At 40.2% G+C, this 25730-nt stretch carries 20 protein-coding genes; 14 read left to right on the forward strand and 6 right to left on the reverse strand.

Translation table 11 applies throughout. The features are described from left to right. Positions 1–35: 35 nt before the first annotated feature. The 3 genes from H5201_RS01735 (at position 36) to H5201_RS01745 (ending at position 2565) form a co-directional block, all read left to right on the forward strand. Complete coding sequence (locus tag H5201_RS01735) at positions 36–1433, forward strand: M28 family peptidase (protein ID WP_182760911.1); 1398 nt, start codon at positions 36–38, stop codon at positions 1431–1433. A gap of 215 nt (positions 1434–1648) precedes the next feature. Beyond that, entirely contained in the window at positions 1649–2080 is a 432-nt protein-coding gene (locus H5201_RS01740; RefSeq protein WP_149982511.1) for a hypothetical protein, read from the forward strand. Positions 2081–2094: 14 nt separating this feature from the next. Continuing rightward, positions 2095–2565: a hypothetical protein gene (locus H5201_RS01745; RefSeq protein WP_182760912.1), complete on the forward strand. Its 471-nt coding sequence runs from the start codon at positions 2095–2097 to the stop codon at positions 2563–2565. A 145-nt stretch (positions 2566–2710) separates the two neighbouring features. On the opposite strand, the gene H5201_RS01750 is transcribed toward H5201_RS01745, so the two are convergent. After that, the gene (locus H5201_RS01750) at positions 2711–3886 is read right to left on the reverse strand and encodes a putative zinc-binding metallopeptidase (protein WP_182739607.1); all 1176 of its coding nucleotides are present in this window, start codon (positions 3884–3886) and stop codon (positions 2711–2713) included. A gap of 129 nt (positions 3887–4015) precedes the next feature. Further along, the gene (locus tag H5201_RS01755) at positions 4016–4816 is read right to left on the reverse strand and encodes an SHOCT domain-containing protein (protein ID WP_182717432.1); all 801 of its coding nucleotides are present in this window, start codon (positions 4814–4816) and stop codon (positions 4016–4018) included. A 575-nt stretch (positions 4817–5391) separates the two neighbouring features. Here H5201_RS01755 and H5201_RS01760 point away from each other — a divergent pair. From H5201_RS01760 to H5201_RS01780, 5 genes are all read left to right on the forward strand, one after another. Then, on the forward strand, positions 5392–8703 hold the full coding sequence (locus tag H5201_RS01760; protein ID WP_182783589.1) for a DUF2126 domain-containing protein: 3312 nt from the start codon (positions 5392–5394) through the stop codon (positions 8701–8703). Between the two features lie 146 nt (positions 8704–8849). Continuing rightward, positions 8850–11369 (forward strand): circularly permuted type 2 ATP-grasp protein, encoded by a 2520-nt coding sequence (locus H5201_RS01765; RefSeq protein ID WP_145233165.1) that lies wholly within the window; start codon positions 8850–8852, stop codon positions 11367–11369. Next, the gene (locus tag H5201_RS01770) at positions 11366–12244 is read left to right on the forward strand and encodes a transglutaminase family protein (RefSeq protein ID WP_145233166.1); all 879 of its coding nucleotides are present in this window, start codon (positions 11366–11368) and stop codon (positions 12242–12244) included. Before H5201_RS01765 ends, H5201_RS01770 begins: the two co-directional genes overlap by 4 nt. A 43-nt stretch (positions 12245–12287) precedes the next feature. Next, positions 12288–13742, forward strand: a complete 1455-nt coding sequence (locus H5201_RS01775; protein ID WP_182717435.1) for a circularly permuted type 2 ATP-grasp protein — start codon at positions 12288–12290, stop codon at positions 13740–13742. A gap of 1 nt (position 13743) precedes the next feature. Continuing rightward, a complete protein-coding gene (locus tag H5201_RS01780) occupies positions 13744–14673 on the forward strand; it encodes an alpha-E domain-containing protein (protein ID WP_182717436.1) in 930 nt (309 codons plus the stop codon). Positions 14674–14755: 82 nt separating this feature from the next. Here H5201_RS01780 and H5201_RS01785 read toward each other — a convergent pair whose 3' ends face one another. The 3 genes from H5201_RS01785 to H5201_RS01795 all read right to left on the reverse strand — a co-directional run bounded on the left by H5201_RS01785 (position 14756) and on the right by H5201_RS01795 (position 18229). Further along, positions 14756–16501, reverse strand: a complete 1746-nt coding sequence (locus H5201_RS01785; protein ID WP_182717437.1) for an AMP-binding protein — start codon at positions 16499–16501, stop codon at positions 14756–14758. 201 nt (positions 16502–16702) lie between these two features. Further along, positions 16703–17149 carry a DUF3010 family protein gene (locus H5201_RS01790; protein WP_145233170.1) on the reverse strand — a complete coding sequence of 149 codons (447 nt, stop codon included), beginning with the start codon at positions 17147–17149 and terminating at the stop codon, positions 16703–16705. A 66-nt stretch (positions 17150–17215) separates the two neighbouring features. Beyond that, complete coding sequence (locus tag H5201_RS01795) at positions 17216–18229, reverse strand: endonuclease/exonuclease/phosphatase family protein (protein ID WP_182717438.1); 1014 nt, start codon at positions 18227–18229, stop codon at positions 17216–17218. Between the two features lie 258 nt (positions 18230–18487). Between H5201_RS01795 and thrS the strand changes: the two genes are divergently transcribed. The 6 genes from thrS (at position 18488) to H5201_RS01825 (ending at position 23876) form a co-directional block, all read left to right on the forward strand. Further along, positions 18488–20398 (forward strand): threonine--tRNA ligase, encoded by a 1911-nt coding sequence (gene thrS / locus H5201_RS01800; RefSeq protein WP_145233174.1) that lies wholly within the window; start codon positions 18488–18490, stop codon positions 20396–20398. Positions 20399–20457: 59 nt separating this feature from the next. Further along, positions 20458–21021 carry a translation initiation factor IF-3 gene (gene infC, locus H5201_RS01805; RefSeq protein WP_145233176.1) on the forward strand — a complete coding sequence of 188 codons (564 nt, stop codon included), beginning with the start codon at positions 20458–20460 and terminating at the stop codon, positions 21019–21021. Between the two features lie 208 nt (positions 21022–21229). Next, on the forward strand, positions 21230–21430 hold the full coding sequence (gene rpmI, locus H5201_RS01810) for a 50S ribosomal protein L35 (RefSeq protein WP_004587840.1): 201 nt from the start codon (positions 21230–21232) through the stop codon (positions 21428–21430). Between the two features lie 15 nt (positions 21431–21445). Further along, on the forward strand, positions 21446–21808 hold the full coding sequence (rplT, locus tag H5201_RS01815) for a 50S ribosomal protein L20 (RefSeq protein WP_008110477.1): 363 nt from the start codon (positions 21446–21448) through the stop codon (positions 21806–21808). A gap of 173 nt (positions 21809–21981) precedes the next feature. Beyond that, positions 21982–23055: a sensor histidine kinase gene (locus H5201_RS01820; protein ID WP_149982502.1), complete on the forward strand. Its 1074-nt coding sequence runs from the start codon at positions 21982–21984 to the stop codon at positions 23053–23055. Then, positions 23052–23876 (forward strand): LytTR family DNA-binding domain-containing protein, encoded by an 825-nt coding sequence (locus H5201_RS01825; RefSeq protein ID WP_149982501.1) that lies wholly within the window; start codon positions 23052–23054, stop codon positions 23874–23876. Before H5201_RS01820 ends, H5201_RS01825 begins: the two co-directional genes overlap by 4 nt. Positions 23877–23980: 104 nt before the next feature. On the opposite strand, the gene pyk is transcribed toward H5201_RS01825, so the two are convergent. Next, positions 23981–25417 carry a pyruvate kinase gene (pyk, locus tag H5201_RS01830; RefSeq protein WP_149982500.1) on the reverse strand — a complete coding sequence of 479 codons (1437 nt, stop codon included), beginning with the start codon at positions 25415–25417 and terminating at the stop codon, positions 23981–23983. Positions 25418–25730: the final 313 nt, after the last annotated feature.

The raw sequence follows: 25730 nt of genomic DNA on the forward strand, positions 1-25730 counted from the left end.
TGTATATTTATCAAATAATAAAGAGCATCAACACTATGTCTGATCATAAAACCTATCAGCTATCGACCCTCAAGCCCGCAATTTTAATAACTACATTGTTTATTTCAACAAGCACCTTGGCCGCTGAGCTAAATTATCAAGATCAAACCAAGCTTCATGATATTGCCGCTGATGTTTCAGCAACACGTATTGGCAGTGATATTCAAACACTTGTTGATTTTGGCACTCGTCATACGTTATCAGAAACGAAATCAAACACCCGAGGAATTGGTGCAGCTCGGCGTTGGATCAAGGCTGAGTTTGAGAAAATTTCTCAGCAATGCGGTGGCTGTTTAGAAGTAATAGAAGTTAAAGATACCATTTCTGGCGAAAAGCGTATTCCAAATCCTGTTGAAGTGGTGAATATTATTGCTATTCAACGCGGTACTGATCAGCCAAACCGGATGGTGATGATGTCGGGCGATATTGATTCACGGGTCAGCGATGTAATGGATTTTACCAGCGACGCACCAGGGGCGAATGATAATGCATCGGGTGTTGCTGGGGTGATTGAATCAGCTCGCGTGTTATCTAAATATAAATTTAATGGCTCAATTGTTTATGCCGCGCTTTCAGGCGAAGAGCAAGGACTTTTTGGTGGTAAAATTTTAGCCGACTATGCACAAAAGCAAGGCTGGCAAGTACACGGTGTACTCAATAATGACATGATTGGTAATATTACTGGTATTAATGGCGTTACTGATAACACGACTGCACGTATTTTCTCTGAAGGTACGCGGGTTATCGAAACCAAAGAGCAAGCGCATAAACGCCGTTTTACCGGTGGCGAGGTCGATTCAGCTAGTCGTAATTTAGCCCGTTATATCGATACCATTGCCGATCGCTATATTCCCAATCTTGACACATTGCTAGTTTATCGACTCGATCGCTTTGGTCGAGGAGGGCATCATCGCCCGTTTAACGACATGGGTTATGCTGCTGTAAGAGTAATGGAAACGAACGAAAATTATAACCATCAACATCAAGACTTACGCACTGAGGATGGTATTGTTTATGGTGATACCATTGATGGCGTTGATTTTGATTATACCGCAAAATTAACAGCGCTTAATGCGGTAAGTTTAGCGTCAATGGCATGGGCACCTGCACCACCTAATAACGTTGAAATATCAGGTGCTGTGCAACCTAGTACGACCTTAAAATGGCAAAAAAATAATGATAAAACGACCACGGGGTACAGACTCTATTGGCGTTATACCAGTGAACCACAATGGCAATTTAGCCGCTATGTGGGTGATGTAAGTGAAGCGACTCTTAAAAATGTAGTCATTGATAATTATTATTTTGGGGTTGCTGCGGTTAATAAAGACGGTATTGAATCACCGGTGGTTTTCCCTGGCGATGTAGGTGCGTTTGAGCAAACACTAAAGTAATGTGTAGCGTCTGATATTCAAGCGTAATATAGTTGCGCTTGAATATCAGGCAAGACAATTTAGTAGCGGACTTCGCAATTGAACAGCAATAGTTGTATTTTATGTTGACCTTAGTTTATGAAAGTACACTTTTCATACAATAATTTCAGTGAATACTTGAAGTTAATGGCTTTTTCGTATTATGGTGGAGTTAAATGTGAATTAGTTGACAGTGTATGAACCTATTTTTGCTGATTGCAGGCAGCTTGAGTGCTTTAGCCGCACTCGCTCACCTTGGTTGTATTGTTTTTGGTGCGCCGTGGTATCGCTTTTTCGGTGCTGGTGAGCACATGGCAATGCTCGCAGAGCAGGGCAAGTTGACGCCTTCGCTGATCACTTTCTTCATCGCTTTTGTATTAAGCGTTTGGTCGTTATATGCTTTTTCTGCCGCGGGTTTGTTCAAACAGCTACCTTTCATACGCTTTGTGTTAGTTGTGGTAACTGCGATTTATTTGTTTCGCGGTATTGCAGGATTATATTTAATGACTAATCCGCTAGGACGCAGTGAGATGTTTTGGCTTTGCAGCTCGATCATTTGTTTACTGATTGGCGGCTTTCATTTTATAGGATTAAAACAACAATGGCTGGTTTTATCAGTTAAATATTAGCAAGGAAGGAAGCAATGTCTTTATTTGTATCGACGGATTTTAACCCCCCAGAAGCGCTGCAAACAACTGCGTTTTATTTTACCCCATTAAATGAGCAGGTAGTCGAGCTTGATTTTACTGCTGTAATGTTAAGTGTGCCGCAGCTAAAAGGTATATTCGCCACCAAGCCTGATTGGCCAAAAGCCGATATGACCCTTGAAGAGAATCGTCAAAGCTTAGCTCAACATGCCGCAGAGTTTAACGAAAAAAAAGCATTTGCTTATGCGATATTAAACCCGAAAAAAACACGCTGCCTAGGCTCAGTGTATATCGATCCTGGGGTAAACAATGAATTCGATAGTGAGATTACTTTTTGGCTACGTAATGATAGTCAGGAATTAAATAATACCTTACGGTTATGTATCTTACATTGGCTCGCTGAGCATTGGCCATTTGATCGAGTACGATTAATTTCAACTAAGTATCAGGCAAGCTTTAGTTTGTAATACCAAAAGTTTATAACGCAATACAGGTCATACTCATTAGCGGATGTGTTGTGTTAGCTGGCTGATAACGTACTGCGGTTTGTTATCTGTGTCAGTGCTGTTAATCCGGGTAGCGCATTTGGAAATTACATTATCAAGGCTGTTGTTATGTGTCCTCAGCTGTTGTATTTAAATCAGGCATAAGATTAAGTCTGTTATGGATCGCGTGATGAACGAACGAAAGCTTAGTGCGTACCGCCTGCGTTAAAACAAATGGATAAGCATCAGCTAAGCCCATGCTGCGATTTAACGAATTTAAAATAATCGAAAATTCCATCCAGCTATCCAACATTACTGAGATTGATGTTTGGCTATTAAAGTAATACGAGTTTTGCGGTAGCCTTAACTCATCAGTGTCCTCAACTTCAAATTCATTACCGAGTGTAGAACCGGTAATAGAGAAATTTTTTGCTGTCTCTAAAGTATCAATAATATGCATGTAGTGCGCCCAAGTTTCTGCCCAGTCTTCAAAAGGGTGCATGGTGGCGTATTCACTAATATAGTTTTCATGCCAATTAGCAGGAGCGCCATTTTTATAATGGGCATCAATCGCTTGTTGGTAATCTAAAGAATCATCGCCAAAATATTGTTTACATAGAGCATGTTTATGCGGTGAATTTGCAATTAACTGGTCAAAATAATAATGTCCTAACTCATGACGAAAATGACCAAGCAAAGTGCGATAGCGCTCACCCATAGCATGCTTTGTTTGTGATCGAGCGACATCATCAGCTTCAGCCAAATTAATTGTAATATGGCCGCAGTTATGGCCAGTAAAAACATTTTCTTGACCTGCTAATTTAGTCACGAAATGGTCATTAACACTGCGGTCGGTTATAAAATCAAAACTAAGGCCACCTTCGGCATCTTGGCTGAGGTTATTTAATGGTAAAGAAAGCGCTTTAAGCGTATACAATGCTCGGCGTTTTGCTGTTTCCATTTTGGTCCAAAGTGGAATGTGTTGATTAATACTTAGATCTGGGATTGTTTCATTAAACCGACATGCGAAACACAGCACTTCTTCTGTGTCTGGGGCTGGTACAAAACTGTTGATATCAACCATGCCATTGCATGCCTTATAGTGTGCATTGTTATCACATTTCTGATAAGGCACGTCAGGGGCTGACGTTTTGTAATATAAGCCCGTTGTGTCATTAAATTCGTAGGGTTCTACAAGGTTAAAATTATCATCAATACCAACAGTTTTGCCACAGGCAAGGCAGTGACTACTTTCAAAAAACAATATTTGATTATCTTTGCAGTTACATTTAAACGTTTTCATATTTTCTTACCGTATCCGTTGATAAATACAATGACAAATTATTCAGTGAACAGACTTACATTAGCTATATTGCTAACAAATTATATAGTTAGCAAATTATAAAATTAATAAGCCTGAGATTACTTGCCGTTAAATTCGTTGCAATAAATCTGATTTTTTTTCATTAAACTCAGCATCAGTGAGTGCGCCTAAATCACGTAATTGTGCTAATTTTTCAATAATGTCGAGGGTTTCATTCACTGAGTATTGCGAAGCATTAATAGCTGTCGACTCGCTACTCATCATTTTATCATTTAAGCCTGTCTCAGGGGGAGATTGCTGTTGTTTTGCAAAGTCTGTTGATTGGGCAAAGTTGGTATTGTGACTTGAATGTGTCTGAGTGAAGCTATCATCAGCAATCACTGGCAAACTATTTACGCTAATGTTTCCCCACTGGCTACTAAAGGTAAGCGATATATCGTTGCCTTGTTGCTGGCTTACCCCTCCGATCTGGTGATCGAGTGTATCATAGACTGTGACCTGACCATTTTTTTCAATGGCTAAGCGATTAGGGAAGACAGCATATCGGGTGTTGTTTTGTGAACCGGTACTCGATGGATTACCTAAATTAACTGGCCACCACTGGTTGCTTCCTAAAGTACCTGCAGGAATGACGGGGAAAACTTGGTTGTTTGCTAAAATAGTGGCAAGTTCGTTACATAAGTTATCAACGGTGTTTTTCAAGCCATTATTGAACATGTCTCCTACCATTGTCATTCCACCGCGCATCCATTGACCTGAGCCGCCAAGTTCTGGGCAATTAAACTGCGCCATTGAACCGCCGCCATTATTTACTGCAACTAACATATGTACTACTGCCCCATAACTTAAACCATAGCGGGCAGATATCCCTTTAACCAAGTTGTCACCAATGTTTGTTAATGTTTGCATAAATAGCGTCCTTAATATGGAGATAGGCGGGATGTGTATTACGTCATGATCTAACTGTGAACAATCTACCTTAAGCATTGATGCTAATCATAAATTAGCAAAATAAAATGCCAACATTGCTTGTTTAAAGACACTAAGCTTGCTAGTTTGGCTTTCAGGGCGATTAAAAATCAAACTACTATAACACTGTTAAGAAGCTTAATCGTGGTTTTATTGTGAACTATTTTTTAAGTTCGTTTTAGCGAAGCATTTAACTGGTGTTGTGATTAATTGGGACTTTTTTCTATTTAATCGCTAGAAAAAACAGGCATGCTTTATTGGTGAATTACATAAAATAATAAGCGCTGTGTGATTTTTAATACCTAGCTTTGTGCTAATTTGGTGCGGATGTCGCACCAAATAATTCTTCACAGCGCTCGCTCTTTGATTCTAAACAGTCAATAGTGACCAATATATAGGCTAACAGCCTAATTTTATTATGTAATCTATATGGAATGTATATTGCTTAAATAGCAGGCAGGTAGTAGTAAGTTATACTTAAATGGCTATACAAAAAATTAAAGAGGGATTAATCGATGACAATTACTGTTGGTATAGCGCACCATACTCAATACAAGTACGACCGCCCAGTAAATATGGGGCCGCATATTTTCCGCTTACGTCCAGCACCGCATAGCCGAACTAAAATTAAAAGCTATTCATTAAAAATAGTGCCGGAAGATCATTACATCAATTGGCAGCAAGACCCTTTTGGTAATTATCAGGCAAGAGTGGTATTTAATAGCCCCACAACTGAGTTTAGTTTTACTGTTGATTTAGTGGCTGAAATGACGGTAATTAATCCGTTTGATTTCTTTTTAGAAGAATATGCTGAAGAGTTTCCATTTGAATACGATAAAGTCGCAAAGGCTGAGCTTAATCCCTATTTAAAAAAACGTAAGGCGAGTCCTAAGTTTTTAGAATTGATTGATTCGTTACGTCCGGAAAAACCAATCAGAAGTGTTGATTTTTTAGTTGCGGTCAATCAGTCAATTTATAATCTTGTTGGCTACGGCATTCGTTTAGAGCCTGGAGTTCAAACGGCGAACGAAACCATCACAAAAAAAACCGGTTCATGTCGAGATTCTGCGTGGTTGTTAGTACAACTGTTTCGTCATTTAGGTTTGGCTGCTCGTTTTGTATCTGGTTATTTAATCCAACTTACATCAGATCAAAAATCACTTGATGGCCCAAGTGGTCCTGATGAAGATTTTACTGATTTACACGCATGGACGGAAGTATATATTCCAGGCGCAGGTTGGATCGGGCTTGATCCTACCTCCGGCTTATTTGCTGGGGAAGGCCATATTCCGCTTGCGTGCACTCCTGAACCTAGCTCAGCAGCACCTGTCTCTGGTGGCATAGATAAGTGCGAATCAGAATTTAGTTTTTATAACAAAGTAACGCGCGTACATGAAGACCCTCGCGTTACAAAGCCGTATTCAGAAACACAATGGGCTGCAATAAACCGCTTGGGTCAGCAAGTTGATGATGTATATGTTAAGGAAGGGGTTCATTTAACAATGGGCGGTGAGCCGACGTTTATTTCTATTGATGATATGGAACATCCCCAATGGAACACAGAAGCCGACGGTAAAGAAAAACGAGTGCTAGCACAAAGCTTATTTATTGCGATGAACAAAGCATATACCAAAGGTGGCTTTACACATTATGGGCAAGGTAAATGGTATCCGGGAGAGCCACTGCCTCGCTGGCAATATGCATGTTATTGGCGAAAAGACGGTGAAGCTTTGTGGCAAGATGCCAGTTTATTAGCTGATCCGAATAAAGATTATAAATTAGACCACACAGATACCAAGCGTTTTACAGAACAGCTATGTGCAGAAATAGGCCTTGAAACCAAGGCTATCACTACAGCCTATGAAGATATTTTATATCATTTATGGCAAGAGGCATCGTTACCCAAAGAGGTGGGGCCTAAACAGCCTGAACTTCTTAGTGCAATGAGCCGTAAAGGCTTTTTAGCTAAAATGGAACAAGGTATTGAAAAGCCTGTTGGTTATGCATTGCCGCTGCAGTTTAATCAAGCGAAACATTGCTGGCAGTCATGCAAATGGGAATTTAAACGCGAGTACTGTTTTTTATTACCAGGTGAATCACCCCTTGGTTATAGATTACCGCTTGATAGCCTTGAGTGGACAAGCAACATTATTGAGCGAGATCCGTTTGATATTCCAGATAACTTTACAAAAGCTAAAAAACTGCAAAAAGGCTTTATTGGTCAACAGATGATCAAAACCGCAATGGCGTTGGAAGTAAGAGAAGGGCGGTTGTACATCTTTATGCCGCCAACGAGCCATTTTGAACATTATATGTCGCTGTTAAATGCGATTGAAAGCACCGCAGAAGCCCTGCAAATCCCGGTTGTTATTGAAGGCTATAGCCCGCCTAAAGATAGTCGTGTAGAAAAATACGCCGTGACACCTGATCCAGGTGTCATTGAAGTGAACATCCACCCATCTTCGTCATGGCAGCAATTAGTTGATAGAACAACGACACTTTACGATCTAGCCAAACAAGCACGCTTAGGAACAGATAAGTTTATGGCGGACGGTCGTCATACCGGCACCGGGGGTGGTAATCATGTCACTTTAGGTGGTGAAACGCCGCAGCAAAGCCCGTTCTTACGACGCCCAGATATTTTAAGAAGTTTTATTACTTATTGGCAGCACCATCCTGGATTATCTTATTTATTTTCAGGTTTATTTATCGGCCCTACAAGCCAAGCACCTCGTGTGGATGAAGCACGTGATGAGTTGCTCTATGAGCTTGAAATCGCATTTTCACACATGCCTGAAGGGGAAGTGCCTGAGCCATGGCTCGTTGATCGTTTGTTACGCAACTTACTTGTTGATTTAACAGGTAATACACACAGGGCGGAGTTTTGTATTGATAAGCTATATTCACCCGATTCAGCAACAGGACGACTAGGTATTGTCGAGTTTAGGGGGTTTGAAATGCCACCTCACTCACAAATGAGCTTAGTGCAAATGTTGTTATTACGGACTTTATTAGCTTGGTTTTGGAAAAAGCCTTATCACAAACCGTTGATCCGTTGGGGCACCGAATTACATGATAAATTTTTATTACCTCAGTATGTTGAAAATGATTTAGCTGAGGTTGTTAGAGATCTGCAGCAAGCTGGTTTTGCATTCCAAGTAAGTTGGCTAAACCCATTTTTTGAGTTTAGGTTCCCTGTTTGCGGCACCCGAGAACTCGATGATGTGACGTTAGAGCTTAGAACCGCGATTGAACCTTGGCATGTACTGGGTGAAGAAGCCAGTGCATCTGGTACTGCTCGGTATGTTGATTCGTCATTAGAGCGCGTGCAAATCAAAGTAATTGGCACAATGAGTGACCGCTATATCGTTACGTGTAATGGCCGACGCGTGCCGCTTAAAATTGTTAAAGGCAAAGCGAAAGATGAAATGGTTGCTGGGATCCGTTACCGTGCATGGCAGCCACCAACAGCGCTGCATCCTACAATTGGTGTACATGCACCGTTAGTATTTGATCTGATCGATACCTGGGAAGGCCGCTCAATGGGTGGTTTTGTCTACCATGTTAGTCATGCTGGTGGGCGAAATCCAGAAACATTACCCGTTAATGCATTTGAAGCTGAAGGGCGAAGGGTTGCACGATTTTGGGAGCATGGTCACACACCATCATTATTAGCATCTGATCAGCCTAGTTGGAGCCCATCGGCTGCGACACGAAGCTTTGAATCAGCACAATCGGTGAGTGAATTTGTTGTTCCCGATGAAGAAAATACTAATTCAGATTACCCTAATACGCTCGATTTAAGGAGACAACCTAAGTTCAAATAAATCATATTTTTGGGTTGTTAATTGTATGACTCCACTTTGACATTACGCAAAGTAGAGTCATTATTTAACAGACGCTTTTGTTAATACAATTACCAACAAATTGAACTAGAATGATAGTTTACTTTTTATAGCGGAGCGCTTTTAGCTTGTACATTAATAATAATACGATGCCAGAGCTTCCTAATTGGTTGTCTTTATACCTTGATAAACGCCACGGTCATGATGAATTGGCGGATCACAGTGGCTTAAACCCTGAGCATTGGGATACTTTATTTAATCGTTTAGCAAGTTTAACCGCTGAAGATGTAAGTAGTCGTGCCATTGAAATTACGCAACTTTTGCAAAATGGCAATATTAAAAGTGAGAGTAATCAACAGTGGCACTTCGATCCACTGCCTTTTATGTTTTCTCGAGCAGATTGGAATACGTTAGAGCAAGGCATAAAACAGCGAACTTTATTACTTAATAAGATCCAACAAGATGTTTATTCTGAGCAAAAGCTACTTTTGAGTGGGCAAATATCACCGCAGCAGCTGTACCAAGATAGTCATTACTTACGTGAAGGATTTAGCTTACCAAGTGATGAGCTAAAACTGTTTTTTACAGCGGTTGATGTGTATCGCGCACCATCGGGTGAATTTAAAGTCTTAGCTGATCATTGCCAATGTCCGTTAGGTCTAGGGCTATTGCTTAAAAACCGCATTATAGCTAGGCGCGTTATGGCTGAAGAGTTTGCTGAATGCAACGTGCAACAAATTAAAGAGTTTTTAAATTTGTTTCAAGAAGGCATTAACGAGTTTATTCATTATATGGATGATCCTCGTATTGTTATTTTAACTCAAGGGATCGATGATCCAAATTATAACGAGCATGCGTTTCTATCTACTTACTTTGGCTATACTTTAGTGCAAAGCGCTGATTTAACAGTGCGTAATGGCGAAGTGTGTTTAAAGTCATTACAAGGGTTGGGGAAAATCAATGTGATTTTACGTTGGATCCCAGATCAAAGTATCGATTCACTTGAACAAACACAATACTCGTTACATGGTATTCCAGGCTTATTACAAGCTGTACGTGAGGGCTCAGTAAAAGTATTAAATCCTTTTGGTAGCGGGGTACTCTCATCACCAGCAATACAATGTAATTTAGCCCAGCTATCAGAGCAACTTTTACAACAACCATTATTACTAGATTGCCCTAAGTACCACAGCATTGAAGATGTTAAATCATCGGATTGGTCACAGTTAGTGTTTGGTAGTTATAAAGATCCTAAACTAACACTTGATGGCCATTTAGACGCGGATAAAATTAAACAACTTATAACTAAGCAACCTAGCGATTATTATTTTCAAGATAAACCCGCATTTAGTAGCGCACCATTTTGGGATGACGGTAAGTTAATTGCAAAACCTGTGGTATTTAGGTGTTATGTATTAACCACAGAAAATGGCATCGAAGTGCTGCCATCGGCACTGTGTTTCTCTTATCAAAATAGTGCTAACGCTAAGGGCGCTGGTTGGCTCAAAGATACTTGGATAAATACCAGTAAAGATATTGATTTAACTGAGCAAAGTGTACCAACACCAATTAAAAAAAGAATGGATGTAAGCTTACTTGAAGGGGTTATATCAAGTCGTACTGCAGAACATTTATTTTGGCTCGGTCGTTATTTAGAGCGCTGTGAAAATACCATAAGAATATTACGTATCTTTATTGATCGTTACACTGAGTTGGCTATTTATCCAGATTTAATACGCCGCAGTACTGTTGCTCGTTTGTTGGCTGCTATCAGCGCTCAGCATATTGTCTACCCTTATGTAGAGCAAGCAATCAAGCTTGAAGAATTTGATAGCGCAGTGTCTAAGCAAACAGCGTTTGCTTTACTCGCTGATGAGCTACGCGCGGGTAGTATAATAAATACGTTAAATTATTTAGCGAATGCATCAGTACAGGTCCAAGAATTATTGTCCCATGATAGTCGTCGTATTATTGATGAAATCAATGAACAAGTTAAAGTGCTAAAGCATATCAATATCAACATTTCATCACGTGCGATGCAAAGTATTTTAGATAAAGTGATTGGTTTGATCATGGCCTTTAATGGCTCGTTAGTGGATTGTATGCCAAACAGCAATGGCTGGTTTTTACTTGAGATGGGTCGCAGGATTGAGCGCAGCTTACAAATCACCTCATTAACAGGGGCTTTATTAACGCAAGAACTCGAGCAAGCTGAAGAGCTTGGTTTACTCGAAGCGGTTTTGAGTAGTCAAGTTAGCTTAGTGACCCATAAACGTCGCTATAGAATGTATCAAAGTATAGGTACTGGGCTTGAGCTGTTATTACTTGATGCAGAATACCCTCGCTCATTACTTTTTCAGTTAGAGCAAATAAACCAGTTATGCAAGCATTTACCGACTAAACGCAGACAGGGAGTGATAGCAGCACATGAAAAAGCAATTTTACTTTCTAAAACTAGTTGCTATGTCACAGAAAAAGACTACCTGCAAAGGACGGACGCTGGAGTTCGTAAACAGTTAATCGAGTTTAACCATAATATTCGCCTGAACTTAAATACCTTTTGTGATGTATTATTATTGCAGTATTTTTCTCATACACAAACGGCGAATAAATTGAATTGGACTAATATTGAGCAAGCTCAATCGTGAAATATAAAATAAAGCATTCCACAACTTACAGTTATGCCGATTTTGTTAGCTTGTGTCAAAACCAAGCACGTTTAACACCAAAAACAAATCGTGCCCAGATATGCCACAGTAGTCGCATAGATATTGAGCCGCCGGCAAATTATCTACAAGAATTTACGGATTATTTTGATAATAAAGTGACCGCGTTTGAAATAGCCACTCAGCATAAAAAACTGAAAGTGACTATGACCAGTGAAGTGGAACTTTTATTAAGTGCAAATATTAACCTCGTCGACACTGATATGCCTTGGCAAGAGGCTCGCGATATCGTCGCAAAGCCAAATACATATCAGCTGTTAAAAACATCGGAGTTTATTTTGCCATCTCAATATACTCCTTTTGTACAGGGTATAAAGGAATACGCTTTAACGTCGTTTTTAGCTGATATTAGCTTGATTTGCGGCTGTAAAGATCTCATGGCACGGATTTTTCATGAGTTTCAGTATGATCCCGGTTTTACTACGATTAGTACGCCTTTGAGTGTTGTTTTTGCACAAAAAAGGGGCGTTTGCCAAGATTTTGCACATTTTGCGATAGCGTGCTTACGCAGTATTGGTTTAGCAGCACGTTATGTTAGCGGGTATATAGAAACAATGCCTCCCGAGGGGGAAGAAAAGTTAGCTGGTGCAGATGCGACCCATGCATGGTTTTCTGTGTTTGTGCCAAGGTTTGGTTGGGTAGACTTTGATCCAACAAACAATGTTATGCCTAATGAGCAGCATATAACACTTGCTGTTGGCCGTGATTTTTCTGATGTCACTCCTTTGAAAGGCGTTGTTTTTGGTGGCGGTACACAATTGCTTGATGTAGCGGTTGATATGATTCGATTGGAGTGATTAAAACAACTCAATATTAATAATGGATAAGGCGGAAGGATGTATGAAAATTGACTGGAAAGCATATCAAACAAATGGCTTTTTTGATGAATTAATAGACGCACAAGGAAATATTCGAACGCATGGTAAACAGTTAGCACAGTTTTTTTCTAGCTTATCAAAAGAAGAATTAGTTAAAGCCAGAGCTGTTGCCGATCTAGCCATAAAAGAAATGGGCATTACTTTTACAGTTTATAATGAAGGCAATATGATCGATAGAGCGTGGCCGTTTGACATTATTCCGCGCACTATTGGTAAAAAAGAATGGCAAACTGTTGAGGTAGGTTTAAAACAGCGTGTTGAAGCGTTGAATCTGTTTATAAATGATTTATACCATGATCAAAAAATAATAAAAGACGGTATTTTTCCAAAAGGCTTACTCGAAAAATCAGTTAACTTTCGCTCTCAATGTGTTGGAATTACTCCGCCAAATAATATATGGGCGCATATCTGCGGCTCCGATTTAGTGCGCGATGGAAATGGCACTATGTTTGTACTCGAAGATAACTTACGGGTGCCGTCTGGGGTGTCTTATATGCTTGAGAACCGCTCAGTGATGAAACGTGTTTTCCCTGAGTTATTCGAACAAGTGTCGATTTTACCAGTTGATGATTATCCTTCACAACTGTTTGATATGTTGGCAGCAATGTCACCTCGTCCAGACGATAAGCCTGAAGTAGTGGTATTAACACCCGGTGTATTTAACTCCGCCTATTTTGAACATTGTTACCTTGCTCAAGAGATGGGCTGTGAATTAGTAGAGGGGCGTGATTTAGTAGTCGAAAAAGACGACTGTGTCTATATGCGCACAATTACAGGCTTGCAACGCGTTGATGTAATTTATCGACGCATCGACGATTTATTCTTAGATCCCGACGCTTTTTTACCTGAATCACAATTAGGTGTACCCGGTTTAATGCGAGCATGGTCGAAAGGTAATGTGGCGTTAGTCAATGCACCCGGTGCAGGGGTTGCGGATGATAAGGTGGTTTATGCCTATGTACCTGACATCATAAAATATTACTTGGATGAAGAACCCAAGATCGAAAATGTGCCAACCTATAAGTGTTTAGATCCTAAAGAATGTGATTATGTTATTAAAAATATCGATAAACTAGTTGTCAAACCTGCAAACGAGTCGGGTGGCTATGGTTTATTGATTGGTCCTAAATCGACTAAAAAAGAGCAACAAGCAACCATTGCACAAATAAAAGCCGATCCACGGAATTGGGTAGCGCAACCAACTCTTGATTTGTCTACGGTTCCGACCCTTGACGGCACAGAGCCTGATGGACGTCACGTTGACTTGAGACCGTTTATATTATCGTCAGGTAAAGACACACAGATCACTACTGGTGGCCTTACTCGTGTTGCGATGGTGAAAGGTTCATTAGTGGTAAATTCATCTCAAGGCGGTGGTAGTAAAGATACCTGGATTGTTGACGAAGAGGCTAAATAATATGTTATCAAGAGTAGGTGAAACTTTATATTGGGTAGCTCGTTACGTTGAACGTGCAGAAAATGTTGCACGGTTAATTAATGTCAACAACATGCTGATGTTGGATTTACCTAAAGGCGTATGTACAGGCTGGGAGCCATTAATAGATATTATTGGCGCGCGTCAGGCGTATGAAGATAAACACGCTGATTACACAGAGCAAAAAGCGCTGCGTTATTTACTTGTAGGTAGTGATAATGGCTCGTCTATTTTAAATTCTATTATCTATGCAAGAGAGAGCGCTCGGACGATCCGAGACGTAATGCCTCGCGATGTATGGGAAGAAATTAACTCCCTTTATTACTATGTAAAAGATAATCAAAAAGAAGGGCTTGCTAAGCGTGGCCGATTTGCTTATCTAAAGAAAATCATCGAATCAGCCCATCAAATCTTTGGTGCTTTAGATGCGACTATTAACCATGACCATGGTTTTACGTTTATCCGCTTTGGGTCGTTAATAGAACGTGCTGATATGACGTCACGAATATTAGACATTCGTTCAGAGACGTTGATCACCAGCGATGAAGCAAAACCTTATGAAAATATTCAGTGGATCAGCTTATTGCGCTCGCTTAGTGCTTATCAAATGTATCGACAAGAGATGAGCGTACGGGTGCAACGTGCTGATGTATTAGAATTCGTGATGCACAGTGAAGTATTTCCACGGTCAATTTTGTTTTGCTTAATAGAGCTGAAAACGCTGATTTCACCTTTGCCAAATTCTACAGAGATTATAAATTTAATAGATGCAGTGGTAAAACAATTGAAAGCTAAAGATGTAAGAGCGCTTAAAAATGGCCACTTACACAATTATATGGATCAAATTCAAATTGAATTAGCGGGCATTCATAATGCATTAGCGCAAACGTATTTTTTAAAACCGCCAGAATAGGTCTGTTAAGCTATTAATCTTATAATACGCCCAAGGTTTTAAATTACATTGGGCGTTATTAACTAACGTGAGCTTTGGCTAATTATGAAAACGCGTTGTCTTTTAATTGTGCTTGCATTTGTTCGCGCATTTTAAATTTTTGCAGTTTTCCGGTAACCGTCATAGGGTAACTTTCAACAAATTGAATGTGTTTTGGTATTTTAAAATAAGCTAATTTATCTTTTAAGAAGCTGCGAATTTCTTGCTCTGTTAACACGGCATCATCTTTAGGCTGCACCCAAGCACATACTTCTTCGCCGTACTTGTCGTCACTGATGCCAAAAATAGCAGCATCTTGCACGCCAGGGTAAGTGTAAAGTACTTCTTCAATTTCGCGCGGGTAGATATTTTCGCCACCACGAATGATCATATCTTTAATTCTGCCCACTATTGCAACAAAACCTTCCGCATCCATTACACCTAAATCACCAGAGTGTAGCCAGCCTTCTTTATCGATAGTTGCGGCGGTTTTTTCTTCATCATTCCAATAGCAACGCATAATACCCGCACCACGGCTGCATACTTCGCCAGCAAGCCCTATTTTTTGTATATTACCCACTTCGTCAATAATTTTTACTTCTGTATGCGCCAGCGCGCGGCCGACGGTAGTAACTTGTTTTTCAATGGATGAGTCAATCTCCGTGGCATTATTAATGGGACTACATTCCGTTTGACCGTAACCGATAACAACTTCATTCATATGCATCAGCGATTGTACTTTACGCATTACTTGCTCAGGACACGTCGAGCCTGCCATGATACCCGTACGTAAACTGGATAAGTCAAAACGAGCAAAATCTTTTAGTTCCAGTTCAGCAATAAACATAGTCGGTACGCCATGCAGTGCAGTACAGCGTTCTTTTTCAACCACCTCAAGCGTGATTGTTGGATCAAAAGAATCTCCCGGAAATACTGCCGTAGCTCCTTTACTTATACATACTAAATTACCTAATACCATTCCAAAACAGTGATATAACGGCACTGGAATACACAGCTTATCATCTGCAGTTAAGCGCATTGCATTAGCCATAAGAAAACCATTATTTAAAATGTTTTTATGGGAGAGCGTAGCGCCTTTAGGATTGCCTGTTGTGCCGGAGGTAAACTGAATGTTGATATCTTGATCTGGTTGCAAAGTTGCACCAATGGCGTTGAGCTCAACGCGGTGGGCGGCCGTTGGCATTGTCATAACTTGACTAAAACTAAACATGCCTGCGGCAGGCTCATCACCAATGCGAATAATATTTTTTAAATAGGGGAGGTTTTTTGCCTGCAGTTGCCCAGCTTTTGCAGCGGCAAGTTCGGGCAGTAATTCATTAAGCATGCCTAGGTAATTACTGGCTTTGAAACTTGAAGCGGTTATAAGAGTTGAACACTCGACTGAATTTAGTGCAAATTGTAGTTCGTTTGGACGATACGCTGGGTTAATACAGACCATGATTGCGCCAATTTTGGCGGTCGCAAATTGGGTTAAGCACCACTCAAGGTTGTTTGGTGACCAGATACCAACACGATCACCTGGTTTTACACCTAAAGCCAGTAACCCCATTGCCAGCTGGTTGATCTGCTGCTGATATTCTTTATAGCTTAAACGAATGTTTTGATGATGCAGTACTATTGCAGGGTGGTCTGGGTTATTGTCGACAATGGAGTCGAAGTAATCACCTATGGTTTTATTGATCAATGCTGGGCTTTGTGCTCCTTTATAGTAGCTATGCTCTAAGCCTGCTGCATCTTTGACTGTTTTATTCGCATCGGTTGCAGTTGTATTATTGTTACTTATTTGCATGTACGGTCTCCGTGTCAATGTTGTGAGAGTCTACTTAGTTAGAAAAACACAGATTGTCGACAAATGAAAGCGCTATACGACCAATGTAGTAATAAAAATGATAAATATTAGGCAATAAAAAACGCTAGCTGTAGCTACAACAAAAACATTGCAGTACACACTAGCGTAGTATCTGATTATAAATTGAACTTTAATTGAAAATTAAAGTTCTTCGCTGCGGTAGGTTTTTTTCATTAAATGTACATATGCATTTACAAACGCATTTTCTTGGTACTTTTTAAGCCCCGTTTCAGCGAAATCAATAGGAATAGGATTACGTTTTAATTGCTCTTTGATCTCGGTTGTGCTGAATAAATAAACACTCAGCTCAGGGATCAATTGAATTGCAGTTTCCATTTTGAAACCGTTCGCACTACCGGCAAATTTACCTTTAGGCGCACGTTGACGAATAGCAACTGAGTCAATTTGATAGTCCTGCATAAGTTTCGCAAAATCAAATTGGAATTTACGCATTACTTCAGTGTCATTACCATTACCTAAGGTAAAGCGAGTTTGGCGAATATCTCGTATATCAAATACATCGTTATCTTTTGTTAAAATACACAGTAGTACGTCACTACCGGTAATTTCTACACCGCATGTTCTCATTGTCATTCTCTAAATAACTAATTTGGGCAGCATTATATCAATTAAACGCCTTAAAAACAGTGCATTTTAAAAACCGATTTCAATCCCAATGCCGCTGTGGTCGCTTACGCAGATATCTTCATCAATTTGGTTTGGATTTAAGTGTTTATCAAAGCTTAGATAGTGCAACGATTTTATCCGCGATAATGCACAATCAGTATTAAAGTGTCCTGAGGTCAAAATATAATCAAGCACATTGCCACGACCTTGATAGTAATGTGTTGCTGGTTTTACTTTACCATTTGCTGATTCACTGCTTAATGCAAACGAATCAGTTAATCCTACAATGGGTTGTTCAAGCTCTAAACAGGGCTCGCAACGAGTAGGGTGAAATCCTTGGGTCATGAATGACAGCGCAGGGCTGTCAATATTGTCGTTAAAATCCCCCATTACTAATGTTGCACAGTTTTTTTCACGCTGGGTTTTTAGCGCATCATAATAAACAATCGAAGCTTCCAGTGAGCGTGATATTTGCGATTGCATCATGCCAACGGTTTGTTGTAATAGATTTAATAAGGGATCGTCTTGATTATGAATGTTTAAAATATGCGCCATTGAATGCACCCGTTGTGATTTAAAGTGCACCACATAGCAGGTTAAATCACCAAATTCAGGTACATCAAAACTGCATTTAATAGGTGTGCGATTAAATTTAAATTCATTTTGATTATTTAAGTACTCAAGTAGTTCTGGGCAAGGGGTGAGTTCGTGACACGCTTGAAAAGGGATTTTCGCGGCAATCGCCACCACAGGGTTAAATAACACCTGTGGATAGAGATGATCACTGCGTGGACTGGCAACAGTAGCAAAATAGTCATAGCCTTGCTCTTTACACAAAATAGCCAATTCTTTGGGGCTAAACACCTCTTGGAAAGCAACAACCGTTGCTTGACTTTGCTGTAGAAAGTCAGTGATAAATTGCTGTTTTTGCCGCCATTGCGTTGCGTTGTAACGTTCATGTAATTGATAAAAAGAATAAGGTGGCGCCGTAAAATTAAGTAAATTTAAAGTGGCAAAACGGATACGATTAGACGTCGTCATTAGGTTATCCAACAGCTGAAATTAAATTAAGTATGAAATGCGAGGGTTATTTGTCAATTTGTCTGGCTAAATACTTGTATTTAGTGGCTCCAAACGCGACAATAACTGCTTGTGTTTGCTAAGACTCAACAAATACATTAACCAAATACGGTTAAAATTAACAATGCTTATTCGTAAAAGCGTTGTCGAGTTATTCATTTTAATTTAATAAATACATGTGATGCATTGTAGGCGTCACCACTGTAGTAAGGACTTATAATGCCAGTTATTACTCTTCCTGACGGCAGTCAGCGTAGTTTTGAAAACCCTGTAAGTACACTTGATGTAGCCAATGATATCGGCCCAGGCTTAGCAAAAGCCACTATCGCTGGTCGTGTTAATGGCACTCGTGTTGATGCCTGTGATTTAATTTCTGACGATTCTCGCCTTGAAATCATCACCGCAAAAGATGATGACGGCTTAGAAATAATTCGTCACTCATGTGCTCACTTGATTGGTCATGCAGTTAAGCAACTGTTTCCTGATGCAAAAATGGCAATTGGTCCAACGATTGATAATGGTTTTTACTATGATATCGATATGGAACATTCATTAAGTCAAGATGACTTAGAAGCTATTGAAAAGCGCATGTTGCAACTTGCTAAAACAAACTACGACGTGGTTAAGAAAACCGTAAGCTGGCAAGAAGCCCGTGATGCATTTGCAGCGCGCGGCGAAATGTACAAAATTCAAATCCTTGACGAAAACATTGCTAAAGATGACCGTCCAGGATTATATCACCACGAAGAATACATCGATATGTGTCGTGGTCCACATGTACCGAACATGCGTTTTTGCCAACATTTCAAAATAATGAAAGTAGCCGGTGCTTACTGGCGTGGCGATTCAGATAATAAAATGTTGCAGCGTATTTATGGCACTGCATGGGGCGATAAAAAGCAACTTAAAGCCTACTTACAACGTTTAGAAGAAGCCGAAAAACGTGATCACCGTCGTATTGGTAAAGCACTTGATTTATGGCATTGGCAAGAAGAAGCGCCAGGCATGGTGTTTTGGCACAACGATGGGTGGAGCATTTACCGTGAACTTGAAGAGTTTGTGCGTGAAAAGTTACGCGAGTACCAGTACGAAGAAGTAAAAGGTCCAATGATGATGGATCGTTCTTTGTGGGAAAAATCAGGTCACTGGGAAAAGTATTCAGAAGCAATGTTTACCACTGAATCTGAAAAGCGTGAATACGCAATCAAACCAATGAACTGCCCAGGTCACGTACAGATCTTTAATCAAGGTTTAAAATCGTACCGTGATCTTCCACTGCGTATGGCTGAATTTGGTTGTTGTCATCGTAACGAGCCGTCAGGCGCACTTCATGGTCTAATGCGCGTACGTGGCTTTACTCAGGATGATGCCCATATCTTCTGTACTGAAGAGCAAATCATGGACGAAGTATCAGCGTGTATCCAAATGGTTTACGATACGTACGAAACATTCGGCTTTGAAAAAATTGTGGTGAAGCTGTCAACACGCCCTGAACAGCGTATTGGCGAAGATCATATGTGGGACAAAGCAGAGCTTGCATTAGCTGATGCACTGAAAGCAAATAACATCGAATTTGATTATTTACCGGGTGAAGGTGCTTTCTACGGTCCAAAAATTGAATTTACTTTGTACGATTGCTTAGACAGAGCGTGGCAGTGTGGTACAGTGCAACTAGATTTTGCATTACCAGGGCGTTTAGGGGCAACTTATGTTGCTGAAAACAACGAACGTCGTACACCTGTTATGATCCACCGTGCAATATTGGGCTCTATCGAGCGCTTTATCGGTATTCTTACAGAAGAGTACGCGGGTTTATTCCCGACTTGGCTTGCACCAAAGCAAGTAGTGATTATGAATATCACTGATAAACAAGCTGCTTATGTGCAGGAAATTGTACAAAAATTAAATAAACTTGGAATTAGAGCCGCTGCTGACTTGAGAAATGAGAAGATTGGCTTTAAAATCCGTGAACATACATTAAAACGTATCCCCTATTTACTTGTTGTTGGTGATAAAGAAGTTGAACAACAAGAAGTAGCAGTACGTACCCGCACAGGTGAAGACTTGGGCAAATTTAATGTTGATGAATTTGTCGCTAAAATTAGCGAAGAAATTAAAAATCGACTATAAAAACTCTGCGTGTAGGGCATACATTTAATTGCTAACTACACGCTTATTATTTGATATTCTTGGAGGAACGTACTATTAGAGGCGGCAAGAAAGGGCAACAAACAGCCCAAAAAAATCGTATTAACGAAGAAATTACAGCTCAAGAAGTTCGCTTAATTGACATTGAAGGCGAGCAAGCTGGAATTCAGTCATTAAAAGACGCGCAAACTATGGCTGATGCCGCTGGTGTTGATCTAGTAGAGATTAGCCCAAATGCTGAGCCGCCTGTTTGTAGAATCATGGACTACGGTAAGTTCATCTTTGAAAAAAGCAAAGAACTAAAAGAGCAGAAGAAGAAGCAAAAGCAAATCCAGATAAAAGAAATCAAATTCCGTCCTGGCACGGATGAAGGTGATTATCAGGTTAAGCTTCGCAACTTACGTAAGTTCTTAGAAGGTGGCGATAAAGCTAAGATTACCATCCGCTTCCGTGGTCGTGAAATGGCCCACCAAGAAATTGGTATAGAATTATTAAACCGTATCAAAGGCGATTTGGAAGAGCTTGCAGTTGTTGAGTCTTTCCCTAATCGTGTTGAAGGTCGCCAAATGGTTATGATGATGGCGCCTGTTGCTAAAAAGCAATAAACAAGCTAAGATACGCAGCGAATTTAGCTCAGGTCACCAAGTAATATGCAAATATTCACCTGTGCTAACCGGTAATAAAGTAAAACTGCAGCATTTATGTTGGGTTTTCACCGGAATATGGCAGTAAGTTAGGCCTAAAAGTGGAGCTATAGCAATATATCTCACGCCTGCTTACTAATTTTAAAGCAATACATTTGGAGTTATTGCAATGGCTTATAAGCTAAAAAGTCACAGAGGCGCGGCTAAGCGTTTCAAAAAGACTGCTTCTGGCGGTTTCAAGCGTAAACAAGCGCATCTTCGTCACATTCTGACTAAGAAAACTTCTAAGCGTAAGTTACACCTACGTCCTAAGATGATGGTTCATAAGAACGACCATGGTCTAGTTTCACGTATGTTACCATTCGCTTAATAGGGGTTTTTAGAAATGGCAAGAGTTAAACGCGGCGTTGTCGCACGTGCACGTCACAAAAAAGTTTTAAAACAAGCAAAAGGTTACTACGGAGCACGTTCACGTGTTTACCGCGTAGCTTTCCAGGCTGTTACTAAAGCGGGTCAATACGCTTACCGTGACCGTCGTGCGAAGAAACGTACTTTCCGTCAATTATGGATTGCACGTATCAATGCTGCTTCACGTCAAAATGGTCTGTCTTACAGCCGTTTTATCAATGGTCTTAAAAAGACATCTGTAGAAATCGATCGTAAGATCCTTGCAGATATCGCTGTTTATGACCAAGTTGCATTCGCAGCGCTTGTTGCAAAAGCTAAAGAAGGCCTAGCGGCAGCTTAAGCTTTTAAAATAAGTATTAAAAAGGAGCCTATGGCTCCTTTTTTTGTGGCTAAAATAAAGTTTTCACCAACAGTTATTTGCGGTAAGGCTCGTGAAAAGCGAGATAGTCGGTAGTGATCCCAACCGCGCTAACGCTATATAATAATTACAAATAAATGAGGTAATTAACTATTTTGAATTGGCAATCCTTAGTTGATAACCGTCAACGCTTTTTCTGGGTATTACAGATTGCGGGTTGGGTCGGTTATGCACTTGTTAACTACATTGGCTCTAAAGTCTTTGAGATGCGCGATATTTATGTATTTGTGATCGTACTCAATGCTTACGCCGGCTGTTTAATGACTGTGCCATTGCGTTATATGTATCGCAAAGCCTGGAATGCATCTCCTTGGGTTTTAATGTTAGTAGTGTTTGGCGCTTCGTACATTACAGGGACTTTATGGGCGGTAATACAAAAGTTCAATTTATGGGAAATTTATCGCCATGGCTATCGTCCTACAGAGTGGTTTTACTATCTACAACAAGGCTTAGATTCGGTTTATATTATTCTTTGTTGGAGTGGTTTGTACTTTGGCATTAAATATTATCAACTACTGCAAAGTGAGCGCCAAAAAGCTCTAAAAGCTACTACGATGGCGCATGAAGCACAACTGAAGATGCTACGTTATCAATTAAATCCTCATTTTTTGTTTAATACTCTTAATGCTATATCTACATTGATTTTGGTAAAAGAGAATAAAGATGCTAATTTAATGGTGTCGAAATTGAGCGACTTTTTACGTTATACACTCAATACCGATCCGATAAAGAAAGTCCCACTTGAACAAGAGTTGCATGCACTGATGCTTTATCTTGAAATAGAGCGAGTACGCTTTGATGAACGGTTGCAAGTGAATGTGCAAATCAGTGATGAAGCAAAAAATGCATTAGTGCCGAGTTTAATATTGCAACCGATCATCGAAAATGCGATTAAATATGCGATAGCTCATCTGATCGAAGGTGGGGTGATTGATATTAAAGCACAAGTTTTTGCTAATGAACTATTACTGGAAGTAGGCGATAATGGCCCTGGTACTGAATTACTTAATGGCCAATTAGTTAATTCACAAGGGGTAGGGGTGGCAAATACGAAAGACCGCCTGAAAACTTTGTATGAAAATAACTATTCGTTTGTGTTATCACATAATACGCCAAGTGGATTGAAAGTGAATCTGCGCGTTCCGTTTGAGAAGGCTGTGAAGAAATGAGCAAGATTAAGACCCTGATTGTCGATGATGAACCATTAGCCCGTAGAGGCTTAGCTGTAAGGCTAGAGGAGTTTGATGATATCGAAGTCATTAAATTATGTAGCTCTGGCCAAGAGGCAATCGATGCATGCCAAGCAGGGAAAATAGATTTAGTTTTTTTAGATATTCAAATGCCTGGAATGAATGGATTTGAGGTTGCCAGAGCACTCAGTGAAAGTGTCAGAGCGTTACCAGCTATTGTATTCGTAACCGCATTTGATCAGTTCGCAGTCAAAGCATTTGAGATCCATGCTTTAGATTATATCCTTAAACCAGTCGACGACAACAGACTAAAACAGGCGGTAGAAAAAGTGCATACCTACTTGAAGACGCAACAAGACAACGCCCATAAAAAGAAATTGGCGAGTTTTGTAGCTGGAATTACTGGTAATAATTGTGAAGAGATTTTGAAAAAACTGGCAACTGGCGATACATTAACAGATCGCCGTTACCCAGAATCTTTAGCGGTGAAAGAGCAGGGTGAAATAATCCGTGTACCTGTAGCGACAATTCAATGGGTTGATGCCGCTGGTGACTATATGTGTTTACATTGCCAAGATGGTCAAACGCATATTTTACGAAAAACTATGAAAGAACTAGAACAGGAACTTGATCCTCAGCTATTTGTACGTGTACACCGCAGTGCGATAGTAAATACTAAACAAATTAGCAAGCTTGTAACTCAGGTAAGTGGTGAGTATTTATTAGTGCTTGATAACGGCCAAGAATTAAAAGTAAGTCGTAGTTATCGCGATAAAGTAAAAGCTGCGTTAGCAAGTTAACTTAGAAACGAGCTCAATAGCTGTTATATAACGAAGTAAATTAAACCATGTGTTTTAAATAAAAAACGCGAGCCTTGGCTCGCGTTTTTTTATAACTGCGTTAATTAAGCAACAGTAACAATTTTCATAGTGTTGGTTGCACCAATCGTTTCCATAGCATCACCATGAGTAATGATCACAGTATCGCCAGATTGTAATGAGCCCGCATTCACAAGTGTGTTAAGGGCATCTTTTACCATGTTATCTTTTTCACATTGTGTTGAGTCAAAGAATACCGGGTAAACACCACGATATAATGCTGTTTGACCAAGCGTACTGGCATGACGAGACAATGAATAAATAGGTAAGCCAGAGCTGATACGTGACATCAATTTTGCTGTGCTACCTGATTCAGTTAAAGTAATAATCGCTTTTACTGAATCTAAATGGTTTGCCGCATACATAGCTGACAATGCAATTGATTCTGCATTAGAAGAGAAACGACTATCTAAGCGATGCTTAGAAACGTGAGTTTCTTTTTGTGATTCTGCCCCTAAACAAACGCGCGCCATGGTTGCCACGGTTTCTTCTGGGTAATCGCCTGCCGCTGTTTCAGCTGAAAGCATTACCGCATCAGTGCCATCAAGGACTGCGTTGGCAACATCCATAACTTCTGCACGGGTTGGCATTGGGTTATCGATCATTGATTCCATCATTTGTGTTGCTGTGATCACGGTACGGTTAAGTGAGCGAGCACGACGGATAATGAGTTTTTGTTTACCCATTAAGGCAGCATCACCAATTTCAACACCTAAGTCACCACGAGCAACCATCACTGCATCTGAAGCAAGGATAATATCATCAACTGCTTCTACCGTTTCAACGGCTTCAGCACGCTCAATTTTAGCTAAAAGCTGTGCTTTAGAGCCTGCAGCTTCAGCTAGTGAACGCACATAACGCATATCATCGCCACTGCGTGGGAACGATACTGCGATATAATCAACATCAATTTCTGCTGCAGTTAATAAATCTTCTTTATCTTTATCAGTGAAGGCTGGAGCAGTTAAACCACCACCTAAGCGGTTGATGCCTTTATTGTTAGATAACACACCACCAACAGTTACTGTGGTATGCACTAAATGACCTTCAACATTTACTACTGTTAATTGAATTAAACCATCGTTTAAAAGTAGTAAGTCACCAGGGGCAACATCTTGTGGTAATTCTTTATAATCAATACCAACGGCGTTGATATCGCCTAGGCCTTTTTCCATTTTTGCATCAAGAATAAATTTTGCACCAACAGATAGCGTTACTTTGCCATCTTTAAATGTCGATACACGAATTTTTGGGCCTTGTAGATCGGCTAAAATAGCAATGTGCTTGCCTAGTTTTTTGGCAATGTCACGCACAGCTTGGGCTCGGTCTTTGTGATCTTGTGCAATGCCGTGTGAGAAATTCAAACGCACTACGTTTGCACCAGCACGGATTATTTTTTCTAAGTTGTTATCTCGATCGGTTGCAGGTCCAAGGGTCGCGACTATTTTTGTGCGTCTAAGCATCAAATTCTCCTGTAGGCTTACGATGTTGTAAGCAGGTTGACGGTTTTTCGTTATTTATAGGTGTTAGTTTAACTGACACGCATAATACAGTTTTTACTGACAGCAAATAGCGCGTTGACATCAAGGTAACGTGTAAAGCTGTCATTATTTTATACAAAAAAATTATGACCACATTATGACACCGGTGTCAGGTCTCGTCAATGCTCGACTCAGAAATCCATATCAGGAAAATTTATCGCCCCGAGGCAACGGTTGTTTGATATAATCACTGTATCTTGCGTGTTTGTCTTGCGCAAAGCGTTGTATCTGTTGT

It is taken from the genome of Pseudoalteromonas sp. SG43-6, assembly GCF_014164365.1.
Taxonomy (GTDB): Bacteria; Pseudomonadota; Gammaproteobacteria; order Enterobacterales; family Alteromonadaceae; genus Pseudoalteromonas; species Pseudoalteromonas rhizosphaerae.